The following is a 14,969-nucleotide window of genomic DNA, read 5'->3' on the forward strand; positions in this document are numbered from 1 at the left end:
TTGATATTTTTTGTATTTGTCATTACTTACATTATATCATTTTTAGGAGGATTTTTCTACTTATTAATGCTTTTAAACGTTGATATATCAAAGGTTTATCTATATTTTACATGTGCGAAGTTTGAGTAATAGATAAATCTCATATTTTAGGTTCCATTGAAGAATTCCAAAATATGCACAATCTTTATAAGAAAAAAATCTTAGAAATGTATAAAAACAGGCTGTATATAGTAGATCTAAAAGGCACTAAAGTAGGTCAAATTAATGGCTTATCTGTAATCGATACGGGAGATTGTACTGTTGGACAACAACACAAAATTACCGTAGCCACCTATGCTGGCAAAAAAGGTATTATTAATATTGAAAGAGAAGCAAATATGAGTGGTAGTATTCACAGTAAAGGAATTCTCATTCTATCTGGTTTTGTGGGAGAATTATTAGGACAAACTATTCCACTATCATTTAATGCAAGTATTGTATTTGAACAATTATATTCTGGTATTGAAGGAGATAGTGCCTCTGGTGCTGAACTTATTGCATTATTGTCTAGTCTCTCTGATATTAAAATAAAACAAAGCCTAGCAATTACAGGTTCCATAAATCAAAAGGGTGAAATCCAACCTATTGGTGGTGTAAATGAAAAGATTGAAGGCTTCTTTGACATATGTGATCTATTTGGTTTAGATGGAACTCACGGAGTAATTATTCCCTATAGCAATGTTAATGATTTAATTTTAGATAAAAAAATATTAACTGCCATTGACAATAACTTGTTTCACATTTACGCAGTTAAAACACTAGAAGATTGCATCGATATTCTGTACGATTTCGACTTTCATAAAAATGACAGTACCTCCATCATGGATACTATTAAACAGCGTATAATAGCAAAATTACAAAAATATAATAAAATCATTTTAGAAGAAAAATGAAGTTCTAACTTGCCGACTTTCTTTAATAGATAGTCGGTTTTTATATTTATAATCCACATTATCACTGAGTGAAATATTATTATGAATTATCAGATTTGATGTTATAATAAAATTGTAGAATATAAAGATAAATTTATAAATTATAATTTTATAGGTAGGTGTTTATTTTGATGAAAGAAATAATAATTAAAAAAAGAATTTCAGAAAAGACAATAGCACATCTTCAGCTTTTACTTGTAGCCCTAGGTTGGGCAACGAGCACCATTCTAATTAAATTATATATGACTGGATTACCATCCTTCCATTTCATGATGGCCCGTTTTTTTCTAGCCACAGTATTTATTTTAATGACTTCTTTTAATAAGGTTAAAAAAATTCAAATGAAGGATATAAAAATTGGTTCCTATTTAGGTATACTTACCTTTATCGCTTATTCCTTTGGCGTTATATGTCTTAAATACACCAGCGCTTCAAAATCCGGATTTTTAGTAGCACTCCCTGTGCTTTTTATTCCGATTATAGAAAGCGCAATCAGAAAAAAGACGCCTTCTAAGTATACAGTAATTAGCGTCATTCTTTCCTTAATTGGACTTAGACTTATTTCAGGAATAAATGGAACTGGCTTTAATCTAGGTGATGGACTTGCCCTTGGCGTTGCAATCACCTATACCCTATATATTATACTATTAGATCGTTTTGGAGACGATAGAGATGCCTTTGTTTTAACCTTTGTTCAATTATCAGTAGTTACCATTGCAAGTTCTATAGGAGCATGTTTTGAAGGCTTCAACCTTTCACTCCTTTATCCAAATTTTGCACCCATTTTATTTATCGGCATTTTTTCCACAGGTATTTCATTACTTTTACAAACTAAGGCACAAAAGGTTGCCAGTTCAGAAAGTGTAGGAATTATATTACTTGGGGAACCTCTATTTACATTACTTATGGCCTTTTTTATTCTACAAGAAAAAATTCTTTTGGGTGGTTTAATTGGGACAATTCTTCTACTTTTTTCTTTAGTAATTGCAATTATTAAGAAAATATAAAACTCTTTTTTTATTAGCGAAGTGAATTCTCTTATGATATAATATTGCGAAACAAAAATATATTTGTACAAACATCAAAGGAGAACATATATGGATTCAGCAAACAATAGTCGTAATAATAGTCGATGGGTAATTTTATTTATAGTAGTAATGGTAACTTTTATGGCTACCCTAGACAGTAGCATTGTAAACGTAGCATTACCTGTCATGGCTAACTCTTTGAATGTAACATCAGGTGGTATTCAATTGGTAGTGACAAGTTATTTAATTATAATTTCAGCAACTATATTGATTTTTGGAAGACTTGGAGATATGGCTGGTAAGACAAAGGTATTTAAGTTTGGATTAGCTTTATTTACGCTAGGTTCTTTGTTTTGTGGAATAACAAACTCATTTTCAAGTTTAATTTTAGCTAGAGTAATACAGGCAATAGGTGCTTCAGCTGTTATGGCAAACAGTCAGGGGATTATCACAGAAACATTTCCAGCAAATGAAAGAGGTAGAGCACTAGGAATAACAGGAACCTTCGTTGCTCTAGGAGCCTTGGTAGGACCAGCACTAGGAGGATTTATAGTAGACAGCATTAGTTGGAAATACATATTTTTAATAAATATACCCATAGGTATATTAACTTTTTTTTATGCTTTTAAATTACTTCCTAAAGGTCACAAGAAAGTAAAGGGAAAAATGGATGGAGTCGGAGCATTACTTTTTATGTTTGCTGTAGTTCCTTTATTTGCAGCTCTAGGTAAAGGCCAAGAGGTTGGATTTACCCAGCCAATAATTTTACTAGGATTTTTAATAGCGATTATCTCCTTTATTGCATTTATTATGGTAGAAAAGAGAATCGAAAATCCTTTACTGCAACTACAAATATTTGAAAATAAATTGTTTTCACTCAGCATATTTTGTGGGTTTATCTCATTTTTAGCTATATTTTGTTCTATTATTATTCAACCCTTTTATCTCCAGAATGTGATGAAGTTCTCACCTGGATTCACTGGATTAATACTTATGATTTATCCCTTGATTTTGTCTGTAGTGTCACCAGTTAGTGGTCATTTGTCTGATAAAATAGGTTCAGAGATTCTAACATTTATAGGGCTTATGTTTACAAGTTTTGGGCTACTATTAATGTCAACTTTAAATGAGCAGTCTTCGGTAATGAGTATGGTATTTTTTATAGGAGCTATGTCTATAGGTAATGGTTTATTTCAATCCCCTAATAATTCCCTTATAATGTCCACAGTACCAAGGGATAAGCTAGGCGTTGCAGGAAGTATAAATGGTCTCGTAAGAAACTTAGGAATGGTGTGTGGAATAGCCTTATCTACTACGCTACTATATAACCGAATGAGTTATAAAATTGGTCATCATGTAACTGATTATGTAGTTGGGCGTAGTGATGCATTTGTTTACGGTATGAAAACTGTATATATAACTGCAGCTGCTATTTGCATGATTGGAGCCATTTTAACCTTTTTAAGATTATATAGAAAAAAGGTATAGCAAAATTCTGCTATACCTTTACATTTCTATGTCCTTCCAACACACCTTAAAACTAATTTTCCAAAGGATCACATTAAGTATTAAAAGCACTCCAGCATAAACACAAATAAATGTGGCATTATTTCTAATAGCTATATGAATTGAAGCAAATATTCCAATTACCACAATTGTAACTATGGCAGGCACTATAAGCTTACCACTATCTGTAGTAGCAAACTTAACACTAAACGGCAATGACTTATTTGATACTTTAAAATACAGTAAAGCTACTATTAAAAGAACTAAAAACATTACTATTAAGTCTATAATTATTGACGGCCCTTTTAGTATTAAAAACACTACTGCCTCTAATATATAAAGTGGTATTATTAACTTAAATATTGTTCCTTTTATCGCACCTTTTAATATTACTCCTGGATTTTCTACTGGCAATACCTTGTATATAAAGGCGCCTTTATAATTATCACTATTATTTAAGAATGCTGTACAAAAACACAGTAAGTATATACTTATATACATTAATAAATGAATTTTTGAGCCATAGCCTGTTTGAATATTATCCATAATGGATTTACCAGTTCCTCTATCCATAAATATAAACAAAACCGGTAAAAATACAGCCATTGCAAGTGATGGGTAAATCTTAAGCTTTAAGTTTCTTTCTGTAGCTATCATATTTTGAGTGAATTTAAACATGCTCTTTTCAATATTGTCTTTGCAAACAAGGCTAGCTATAAATTCTTTTCTATTTTCACTTTTTTTTGTTACGATTCCTCCATTTTCATTTAACTTTTGAAGATTCTTTTCAAAATAAGGGACTACTCTTTTAACATAAAATATAATCAAAATAACTGGTCCTATTATTGCTAGCAAAAATAAAAACTTTAAGAAAGGTTCTTTATTCCCATCGACTAAAATCCCAAAGGGCGAAGCAAACCACATAGATGGAAGTAGTGCATGCCAAAATTTAGGTACATATACAATATTCATATTTGTAGCATCAAAAACTCTTAAAGCTAGCTGATACCCAAATGCAAATATAAAAGCTAATAGTATTTGAAAATAATTTATTATGTCCTTTAGCTTTTCTCCATCAAAAAATTTTAAAACTAAAGTATACAATAATGCTGTTACCGATATAACTAATAAAACAGCAAGTATGCACTCTACACTAAATATTACAAAAAATAAAGCTCCATATTTTAGCGAACCAATAGCTAGTGGAATTAAATTTAATGACAATGATAAACCCATTAAATATATACATATATGAGTGGTCTTTGCCGCATTGAATGTCTTATTATCTATAGGCTTTGGCAATAATATATTCTTCTCCACAACATCTAAAAGTACTGCTGAAAAGTCAGATATCATAAGTGATACCATCATAAATAGATTTACGCCTATTACAATATTTGTAGTTATAATAGATGACTCTCCAATGGTCATTATAAATCCAATAAAACAGCTTATAACTAAATTAAATAACAATAAGTTTATATAATTATTTTTGTCACGACTTTCATCTACCTTTTTATTATTTCCAATGACAGTACTTACTCTACGAGCATCCATGGTTAATTTAATCTGTAAAATCATTCTCATAGTCTTATAGTTAACACCAAATTTTTTATATAACAATTGAAATTTATCTAATATTTTGAGTACGGTGAAATTTTTCATAATTACACCTCTTCAATTAAAGAAACAAATTCTTTAGCAATCTCTGCATGTTCATTAAAGCCTGTTAGTTGATTAAATATTTCTTCCAGTGAACCTTCCTGCTTATTCTTAAGCTCCTCAAAACTTCCATCTGCCACTATTTGTCCATTGTTTAAAAGTATTATTCTATCGCTTACTTTTTCAACTACATCCATTATATGTGAAGAGTAAAATATAGTCTTTCCTTCTTTTGCAAGGCTCTTCATTATCTCTTTGAATACCATTACACTATTTGCATCTAAACCATTTAAAGGCTCATCGAAAAATAATATATCTGGGTTATGAATTAAACTACATATTATAAGTAGCTTTTGCTTCATGCCTTTTGAATATGAGGATATTCTAAAATTTATAACGTCTTCCATTCCAAATAAACCCATTAGCTTCTTTACTCTTTCAATAAGATTTTTCTCATCTAATTCATATATCCCGCCTAAAAAGCTAATATACTCATAAGCAGTTAAGCTTTCATATATATCTGCAAGCTCTGGAACATACCCTATTTTCTTCTTATACTCTATACTTCCACTACTTATATCTTGTCCTAGTATTTCTACCTTTCCCTGATAGCCATCTAATATCCCAAGCATTATTTTTATAGTTGTACTTTTACCAGCACCATTAGTCCCTATGTATCCTATAATCTGCCCTCTAGGAATCTCTAAATTTATTCCATTAAGCACCCTTTTACTTCCATAGCTCATTTGCAAATCCACAATTGATATTATGCTTTCTAAATTCTCCACCATACCATCCCCTTGAACGTATATTAAATTGCTTATCTTATCTATTATACAACTTAATTGGGTTGATTGGGAAATTTTGAATATAGTAATGTAGTTTGTTTAATACGAATTGTATCTTTAAGATTAGTAAAGCGATGTATATATTATCATACTAACTATTTGTAAATTACATTAATATTGTATATAATTTAATAAGAACAAAATAGTATAATGGTAAAAGGTACAATAATAAAGGAAAGTTTAAAGTGGTGATGAAATGGAAAAAACAAAAAAATTCACTAGGTATAATTCACTAATTATAATTATGGTAATTATATTTTCAGTAATACTTGCAAAGTTATATTATTTGCAAGTATACAAGGGACAATATTACAAGGATAAAGCAACTATTGCTTCTAATACTCATAAGATTACAATAGAGGCGCCAAGAGGACTAATACTAGACAAAAATGGAATAACCCTTGCAAAAGAAGTGCCAGGTTATAATCTTTCATACACTGATACATCTAAATCAAATAAACAGTTATTTACAACACTTCAGAAAGTATTTAAAATATTGGATGAAAATGGAGAAGTTCAGACAGATAGTTTCGCCTTGAAAATTAATCCATACAGGTTTGAATTTAATTCAAGTGATCCTAAGTCCATACAAATCCTATTATTAAGATTTATAAAAGATAGGGGTCTTCAAGGAGATATTTTAAAAACCAAATTTAAAAATAAAAAAGAAACTGATTTAACTCCATCTGAAGTTACTGAATTTAATAATGCTCTCTTAAAATTTACTCCTAAGCAGATATACAATCAGCTTCTTAAGAATTATGGCGTTATAGAAGGAATATCAAGTTTACATATCGATGCTTACCCAGCTCTAATAAGAAGATATTTAGTTGTAAACGACGATATTAAAATGAATTATTTTACTCAATATAAACCCATTAGCATAGCTACTAATTTAAAGAAAGATACTTCGTTTATAATCGATCAAATTCTTTCAGAATTACCTGGAATTAAAGTAGATTATCACCCTATGAGACAATATCCATATGGTCAGCTTGCTTCTTCAGTTTTAGGATATATAAGCAAAATAAGTCCTACTGCTTCGGCGAAATATACTGCAAAGGGTTATGACACAAGTGTAGATTATGTGGGAACTTCTGGAATTGAAGCTGCAATGGAGAGTAGTCTTAAAGGCGTTAACGGCCAAGAAGAGATAATTGTTGATAATCAGGCTAGTGTAAAGAAAGGATCTTCACTCAAAAAAGCAACTCCAGGAAACAACGTTCAGATTACAATAGATGCAAATTTACAATATGCCACAGCAAGCACTTTGAATAGTGAGATGACGAGATTACAACGTCAAGGAGGTTCTAAGGGTGACTTAGATGTATCAAATGCTACAAGAGGTGCAGCTGTTGTAGAAGATATTCACACCGGTGACATATTAGCACTTGTTAGCTTGCCAGGTTACGATCCAAATGATTTTTCTACTTCTCAAGGATTAACACAGGCTAAATCAGAAAAATATTTTAATCCGGACTATGAAAAGTTAGCAAAAGCTAATGGAATACCACAAAGTTTAATTAATTTTATGTTCCCAATAGATAAGAATATTAAGGGAAATACTACAATTAGAAATGACAAGTACGACTACTTTCCGAAATACTTATATAATTATGCAACTATGTCACTAATTCCTTCAGGTTCTACTTTGAAGCCAATGACTGCAATTGTAGGTCTTCAAACAGGGGTTATAGATGGTAATTCTACCTATGATGATAAAGGTGGATATGACATGGGAGGCGAAAATAAAATAGGAGGACCAAATTGGAATAGGTTCGAATCAGATGGTTCAAATGGTGTTGTAAACGTAGTAAGGGCAATAGAAAAATCCAGCAACCCGTTTTTTATGAATGTAGGTCAGAAATTAAGGGAAAAATTTGGTGATGATATTTTAGCTAAATATGCATGGATGTTTGGACTAGGGGCAAATCCTAAAGCAGTAAACCCTGGTACTGGAATAGAAATAAGCGAAAATTTTGGGCAAATATACAATACGGTTTCCCAGAAAAATCTCTCTGCAACGCAATATCTTTATAACATTGAGGAAAGTTTAACTCTTGGGGTTAGTGTTGGAGGAGTCAAATCCCCTTCAATAGATTTGTATGATAGAGAAAATGATAAGCTTATTGAATCAAGTGGTAAAAAACTTTCAGAAATAAAAACCGAGATTAAAAATGCTATAAAAAGCTCTGTAAAAAATGGAACTTATTCTAAAAGTAACTACCAAAAGTTATTTAAAGAATTAATTTCTGCGGATCCTAAGTATAAAAAAATAAAGTTTACTGATGCAAATATAAAAGCAATTTTAGACAAGATATATTTCCTAGCAGTTGATGAAGGACATCGTTCTTTAAGTAGACCATATAATATGTTTATTGCATCTATTGGTCAAGGCATGGATAATTTTACACCTCTTCAGATGGTAAATTATATAGCGACCCTAGCAAATGGTGGAACAAGATATAAACTTAATTTGGTTGATAACGTAACAGATTATAGTGGAAAATTAGTATCACAAACAAAACCTGTAGTTTTAAATAAAGCGGATTTGAGTGCAACAACTAGAAACCTAGTTATGCAAGGAATGAACAATGTTACAGGTCCTGGAGGTAATACTGATGGTACTGCGTCCGAAGCACTTCGTGATTTCCCTATACCTACAGGTGGTAAAACAGGTACAGCACAGTTTAATAATCCTGAACTTCAAAATAAGATTGGTAGATCGGATTATGCGTGGTATGTGGGCTACGCACCAGCACAAAATCCTGAAATTGCAATATCTGTAGTTATATTTGATGGAGGTTATGGTTCCGATGCTGCAAATGTTGCTAGAGGTATATACGAGAGTTATTTTAAAAATGATCCTCGAATGGCAAAGTATAAAAACAAGTATGACATAGAATTGAAGTCAATGGACGATTACAGCGAATATTAATAAAATACTAAATAATTAAAAGCTAATTGGTTTCTAATTGGAATTTTAGAACCAATTAGCTTATTAAAATGATTAATCTCAATAGAAAACCCCCAATATTTTTAATTGTATGAATATTCACAAAAACAGATTGATTTTATATGAGAAATGATGTAATATTACTAAAAGGTGAAAATTAAAAAGAGAAATTTATGAAGGATTAAAAAAAATACCGCAGACAGAATTTATCTGAATTAAAATTTAAAAAGGAGGGTGCTTTTAACGAAGGCAACTAAAAATATAGCAAGTACTATTAACATTTAAATTGAATAGAGGGGGAATTAATAATGAAAAAGAGATTAGGAAGTTTAATTATTTCACTTACACTAGTTATGTCTTTAGTGTTGGTAGGATGTGCTAGCGCCCCAAAAACAGAAGCACCTGCTCCCGAAACACCTACTACTGAAACTAAACCATTATCCATAGGGTTTATATATGTAGGACCTGTAGGTGACGAAGGATGGACTTACGCTCATGACGTAGCTAGAAAAGACTTAGAAAAACAATTGGGTGTAACGACAATGCTTAGAGAATCAGTAAAAGAAGATTTAGCAGAAGTAGAAAAAGTATGCGAAGATATGATTAATCAAGGAGCTAACGTTATTATAGGAACAAGTTTTGGATTCATGGATGGCATGGAAGCATCAGCATTAAAACATCCTGATGTTAAATATCTACATGCATCTGGATACAAAACTTCAGAAAATATGTCAAACTACTTTGGACGTATGTACCAAGCAAGATACCTTTCAGGGATAGTTGCAGGAATGAAAACTAAAACTAACACAATAGGATATGTAGCAGCTTTCCCAATTCCAGAAGTTATAAGAGGTATAAATGCCTTTACTTTAGGAGTACAATCTGCAAATCCAAAAGCAATAGTAAAAGTAAAATGGACAAATACTTGGTATGACCCAACTAGAGAAAAAGAAGCAGGAAAAGCTCTAATATCTGAAGGGGTAGACGTACTTTCTCAACATCAAGATACCGCAGGGCCACTACAAGCAGCTGAAGAAGCAGGTATATTTGCTATTGGTTACAATACAATTATGGAAGCTAAAGCACCTAAAGCTTATATGACATCACCAATTTGGGATTGGACACCATATTATGTTGCACAAGTAAAAGCTATTCAAGATGACACTTGGAAATCAGGAAGTTATTGGGGAGGTTTAGATGACAAAATAGTTAAACTTGCACCATTAACAGCTAATGCACCAGAAGGGGCACAAGGGGCAGTAGATAAAGCAACTGCAGCAATTTTATCAGGGGAAAACAAAATATTTGTAGGACCTTTAATGGATCAAACTGGAAAAGTTAAAATTGAAAAAGGTGTAGAAATGACAGACAAAGAAATGCTACAAATTGATTGGTTTGTTAAAGGAGTAGAAGGACAAATCGCAAAGTAAAATAATATTAGCTTTAAAACATATATTATTAACCTATAAGTATTTGAAATATAGTAAGTATGAAATTTATACTTACTATATTTCATGTTTTATGTATCCAGAAAACTAAAAAATATGAAGGGCAGGGAATATGAATATGGATAAAATCCCTTATGTATCTATAGAGAACATCAGTAAAACCTTCGGAAAAGTTATTGCTAATAGAAATATGAATTTAACTGTACATGGAGGGGAAATCCATGCATTACTAGGTGAAAATGGAGCAGGTAAAAGCACTCTTATGAATATGTTATCTGGAGTATACACACCGGATTGTGGTACTATTTCTATTCATGGAAAGAATATGAATTTCACATCTCCAAAGGATGCTATAAAGGTTGGAGTTGGAATGATATATCAACATTTTAAATTAGTAGAGGAAATGACTGCAAAGCAAAACATATTACTAGGCCAGAGCAGTGGAATATTTTTTAATAATAAATTAGAAGTAAAAAAAATCAATGATATATGTGAAAAGTTTCAATTAGAGGTGAATATAAATAAATATGTTTGCGATATGGCCGTAGGTGAGAGGCAAAACCTTGAAATACTTAAGGTACTCTATAGAGGTGCCGATATTTTAGTGTTAGATGAACCTACTACAGTATTTACAGATAGTGAGATCCAGAAATTATTTAAAATAATGTTAAAAATGAAAGAGCAAGGATGCGCAATTATATTTATAAGTCATAAAATGGACGAAGTAATGGAAATATGTGATAAAATTACTGTTCTAAGAAAAGGTGAAGCTGTTAAAACTGTGGAAAAAGCAAATACTACTCCAAAACTTTTAACAGAACTTATGATGGGACGAAAGGCAGATTTATCTATAAATAGAGTAGATAGAGAGGCAGGAGAAGTAGTTCTAGCAGTAAAGGATCTGAGAGTGTTAAATGCTGAAAAAGCAGAGGTAATTAAAAGCATTAGTTTTTATTTGAGACAAGGAGAAGTTCTTGGAATAGCTGGAATAGCTGGAAGTGGTCAAAAGGAATTGTGTGAAGCTATTGCAGGAATTCAGAAGGTTGCAGGTGGTGAGATAGTACTCGAGGGGGAAAACCTAGTTGGAAAATCACCAAGGGATATTATAAGTAAGGGCATAAGCATGAGCTTTATACCAGAGGATAGATTAGGAATGGGACTAGTTGCATCTATGGGCATGGTGGATAACCTTTTACTAAAGGATTATCATAAACAAAAAGGGATATTTATAGATAGGAAACCAGTCATTGAAAAGGCAAAAAAAATGGTGGATCAATTTGAAATTAAAACACCAGACATATATCATCCAATAAAATATTTATCCGGTGGGAATATTCAAAAAATATTAGTTGGAAGAGAACTTAGCATGTATCCGAAAATTCTTATTATGGCTTATGCAGTTAGAGGACTAGATGTTAATACATGTTATACAATTTACGATCTTATAAGTAAAGAAAAGGAAAAAGGTACAGCTATATTATTCATTGGAGAAGATTTAGATGTATTAATGCAATTATGTGATAAGATTATGGTAATTTGTCATGGAGAAGTTACTGGAATTGTCGATGCAAAGTTGGCTTCAAGAGAAAAAATTGGCATGATGATGGTAGGGAATTCAGTAGATGAGGGGGCAATATAGATGAGATTTGTTAAAAGAGCAGAAATCAGTAAAGCTGATAGTTTTAAAATAAGAACTATTGCAATCCTCCTATCACTTTTAGTACTAGCTATATTTCTACTAGTAATTAAACTTAATCCAATAGATGTGTACGTCGCAATTATAAAAGGAAGTTTTGGATCAGAATATACTGTCAAACAAACACTTATTAAGGCAATACCCTTAATAATTGCTTCACTTGGTATTTCTATAGCCTTCAAAATGCAATTTTGGAACATTGGTGGCGAGGGACAAATATTAATGGGCGCACTTTTTGCTAGTTATTTTGCTTTGAAATTTCCACAGATGCCTCAAATTCCACTATTGCTAATAATGTTTTCTGCAGGGATTTTAGGTGGTGGCTTGTGGGCATTAATTGCAGCAGTTCTTAAGGGGAAATGGAAGACTAATGAAACCATTGTAACCTTAATGCTAAACTACATTGCCATAAAAATCATTACTTATTTGCAATATGGACCTTGGAAAGATAAAAATGCAATGGGTTTTCCGAAAATACCAAATTTCTCTCCAAATGCAACTCTTCCACAGTTTTTCGGTATACATATGGGATGGGTAGTTGCATTAATACTTGTGATTATAGTGTACATTTTTATGAAATATACTAAAAAAGGATATGAAATATCGGTGCTTGGGGAAAGTGAAAAAACAGCTATATATTCAGGTATCAAAATTAAAAACACCATGTATGTAGCTATATTTTTAAGTGGTGCCCTATGTGGAACTGCAGGTGTAATTCAAGCTTCAGCGGTGAGTAGAACACTAACTCTACAAGTTGCAGGTGGAGCTGGATTTACAGCTATAATTATAGCTTGGCTATCTGCACTCAGTGCACCCATTATTGTAATAGTATCTATACTTTTTGCAGCACTTTTAGAGGGAGCCTCATTCATTCAAACAGCCTTTGGAATACCGGAGGCAGCTGCACAACTAATTCAAGCGGTAATACTATTTTTCGTATTGGGCAGCGAATTCTTCACTAGATATAAGGTAAGTTTTAAAGAACAATGTTATGTAAGTGAAATTAATATACCGAAGGATAATACTTATGAGATTAATGAGGAGCAAGCTAAAAAAGATGATGGCACCATAAAGGAGGAGAATGAGAATGGATAATATAATATCATTTTTGGCAGCTGCGGTTGTAGCTGGCACCCCTCTACTTTTTGCTACATTAGGTGAAATATTAACTGAAAAAGTTGGAAATCTTAATCTTGGTGTAGAAGGCATGATGCTAGTTGGTTCTGTCATCGGATTTATGGCTGGACTAAATACAGGAGATCCAATCATAGCAATGGTATCTGCAGCAATTGCTGGTGCACTTAGTGCATTAATTTATGCATTTTTAACTATAAGTCTTAGGGCTAATCAAGTTGTATGCGGTCTTACATTAACAATATTTGGAACTGGATTTTCAAGTATGGTAGGTAAAAACTTAATTGGACAGGTAACACCTGATAAAGTTAAAGCATTTTTTGCACCTGTAAGAATTCCATTAATTGGAGATATACCTATTATTGGAGATATATTTTTTAATCATGACAAATTTGTTTATTTAGGATATATTGTAACCGTACTTTTATTTTTATATCTATACAAAACTACTAAAGGATTAAACACCATGGCAGTTGGAGAAAATCCAGCAGCTGCGGATGCTGCTAGTATAAATGTTAATTTATATAAATACGTTAATACTTTAATAGGCGGTGCTCTTTGTGGTCTTGGAGGAGCATATCTATCTCTTGTTTATGTGCCAGCTTGGCAGGAAAATGTAACAGCAGGTAAAGGGTGGATTGCAGTGGCTTTAGTAATTTTTGCAACTTGGAGACCTCATAGAGCAATTCTAGGAGCATACCTTTTTGGAGGGCTTGATATTATTGGATTTAGGTTACAAGGCATACCAAATTTTCCAATCTCTCAATACCTTATCGATATGATTCCTTATGTAGCTACAATAGTTATTCTAGTAATAGTATCTAGGAAGAAATCTAGCAAGAATTCACCCCCAGCAGGACTTGGGAATCCTTATTTTAGAGAAGAAAGATAATAATACTTTTTATTGTTTTTAAAAATTTTTTTTTGACAGATATACACTTCGATCAATAATTAGAACTAGTGAAAAAAAGTTCCCTTTTACAGGCACTATTTTCCTATGCTACTTCAACTATACTAGTATCAGTAGTAACTACCTTAGCATCTTTCTTTCCAGTTGAGTTACCATTAGCTGACTCAAAGATGTTCTTTGCAATGACTAAATCCATAAGAGCGTTTACCTCAGCTTCTGTAATAATTGGAACTCCATCTCCGTCAGCCTTGATATCATCTACAGTTAACGTGAAATACTTACCTTCTGTTTCTGTTAAAAATCTCATAACTAATTTATGCATATCACTTTTTCCTCCTTTAAATTATTTGACCTGGATACTTTTAATAAGCTTATTCCATAACTAAATTGACTTGATCTTCTCTGTCTAGTCTGAATAATGGATAAGTTTTGAGACTAGAGATAGCTTCTCCTACAGCAAAAATGTCCTCGTCCACTGCTGCAACTTTTAGATTACTTAATCTCTTGGTTGCATATTTGTCTTTACCATTGATGTCAACCCCTACCTTCATAGTAAGTTTTAGCGCACTGGCTACCTTTGTTGATACAACTGCCATTTAAATCACTCCTTCCTTCATTTTGTTTTCATTGAGTATATATGACCTTCAAAAATTTTGTGCGGAAATTTATTAAAATATATAAATTTATTTATGTTCTCCAAATTTATTGACTACAAACAATTAAAAATGGTGTTTAAACAGGGTTTGAGAATAATAAATAATACAATATTTTATTCTATGTGCTATTATTAATGCTAAATTCACCAATAAA

At 31.9% G+C, this 14,969-nt stretch carries 12 protein-coding genes; 8 read left to right on the forward strand and 4 right to left on the reverse strand.

The features are described 5' to 3' along the window. The first annotated feature begins 173 nt into the window (after window positions 1–173). The 3 genes from ACREWB_RS21150 (at window position 174) to ACREWB_RS21160 (ending at window position 3,487) form a co-directional block, all read left to right on the forward strand. Window positions 174–932, forward strand: coding sequence for a S16 family serine protease (locus ACREWB_RS21150; protein WP_431549459.1), 759 nt, complete (start codon window positions 174–176; stop codon window positions 930–932). Between the two features lie 170 nt (window positions 933–1,102). Further along, window positions 1,103–1,978 carry a DMT family transporter gene (locus ACREWB_RS21155; RefSeq protein ID WP_431549460.1) on the forward strand — a complete coding sequence of 292 codons (876 nt, stop codon included), beginning with the start codon at window positions 1,103–1,105 and terminating at the stop codon, window positions 1,976–1,978. A 90-nt stretch (window positions 1,979–2,068) separates the two neighbouring features. Next, the gene (locus ACREWB_RS21160; protein ID WP_431549461.1) at window positions 2,069–3,487 is read left to right on the forward strand and encodes an MFS transporter; all 1,419 of its coding nucleotides are present in this window, start codon (window positions 2,069–2,071) and stop codon (window positions 3,485–3,487) included. Between the two features lie 18 nt (window positions 3,488–3,505). Here the strand turns inward: ACREWB_RS21160 and ACREWB_RS21165 are convergent, their stop codons facing one another. Together ACREWB_RS21165 and ACREWB_RS21170 are read right to left on the reverse strand one after the other, a co-directional pair. Next, window positions 3,506–5,170, reverse strand: coding sequence for a hypothetical protein (locus ACREWB_RS21165; RefSeq protein WP_431549462.1), 1,665 nt, complete (start codon window positions 5,168–5,170; stop codon window positions 3,506–3,508). 2 nt (window positions 5,171–5,172) lie between these two features. Beyond that, on the reverse strand, window positions 5,173–5,958 hold the full coding sequence (locus ACREWB_RS21170; protein ID WP_431549463.1) for an ABC transporter ATP-binding protein: 786 nt from the start codon (window positions 5,956–5,958) through the stop codon (window positions 5,173–5,175). Window positions 5,959–6,211: 253 nt separating this feature from the next. Here ACREWB_RS21170 and ACREWB_RS21175 point away from each other — a divergent pair, with 253 nt between their 5' ends. The 5 genes from ACREWB_RS21175 to ACREWB_RS21195 all read left to right on the forward strand — a co-directional run bounded on the left by ACREWB_RS21175 (window position 6,212) and on the right by ACREWB_RS21195 (window position 14,141). Continuing rightward, complete coding sequence (locus ACREWB_RS21175; RefSeq protein WP_431549464.1) at window positions 6,212–8,953, forward strand: penicillin-binding transpeptidase domain-containing protein; 2,742 nt, start codon at window positions 6,212–6,214, stop codon at window positions 8,951–8,953. A gap of 326 nt (window positions 8,954–9,279) precedes the next feature. Then, window positions 9,280–10,401, forward strand: coding sequence for a BMP family ABC transporter substrate-binding protein (locus tag ACREWB_RS21180; RefSeq protein ID WP_431549465.1), 1,122 nt, complete (start codon window positions 9,280–9,282; stop codon window positions 10,399–10,401). 130 nt (window positions 10,402–10,531) lie between these two features. After that, window positions 10,532–12,058 (forward strand): ABC transporter ATP-binding protein, encoded by a 1,527-nt coding sequence (locus tag ACREWB_RS21185; RefSeq protein WP_431549466.1) that lies wholly within the window; start codon window positions 10,532–10,534, stop codon window positions 12,056–12,058. Continuing rightward, window positions 12,059–13,210 carry an ABC transporter permease gene (locus ACREWB_RS21190; protein ID WP_431549467.1) on the forward strand — a complete coding sequence of 384 codons (1,152 nt, stop codon included), beginning with the start codon at window positions 12,059–12,061 and terminating at the stop codon, window positions 13,208–13,210. After that, on the forward strand, window positions 13,203–14,141 hold the full coding sequence (locus ACREWB_RS21195) for an ABC transporter permease (protein WP_431549468.1): 939 nt from the start codon (window positions 13,203–13,205) through the stop codon (window positions 14,139–14,141). Before ACREWB_RS21190 ends, ACREWB_RS21195 begins: the two co-directional genes overlap by 8 nt. A gap of 103 nt (window positions 14,142–14,244) precedes the next feature. On the opposite strand, the gene ACREWB_RS21200 is transcribed toward ACREWB_RS21195, so the two are convergent. Beyond that, window positions 14,245–14,481, reverse strand: coding sequence for a DUF2922 domain-containing protein (locus ACREWB_RS21200; RefSeq protein WP_431549469.1), 237 nt, complete (start codon window positions 14,479–14,481; stop codon window positions 14,245–14,247). Window positions 14,482–14,530: 49 nt separating this feature from the next. Beyond that, on the reverse strand, window positions 14,531–14,755 hold the full coding sequence (locus ACREWB_RS21205) for a DUF1659 domain-containing protein (protein ID WP_431549470.1): 225 nt from the start codon (window positions 14,753–14,755) through the stop codon (window positions 14,531–14,533). Between the last annotated feature and the right edge of the window lie 214 nt (window positions 14,756–14,969).

This window comes from Clostridium sp. (genome assembly GCF_050717635.1).
In the GTDB taxonomy this organism is placed as follows: domain Bacteria; phylum Bacillota; class Clostridia; order Clostridiales; family Clostridiaceae; genus Clostridium_AD.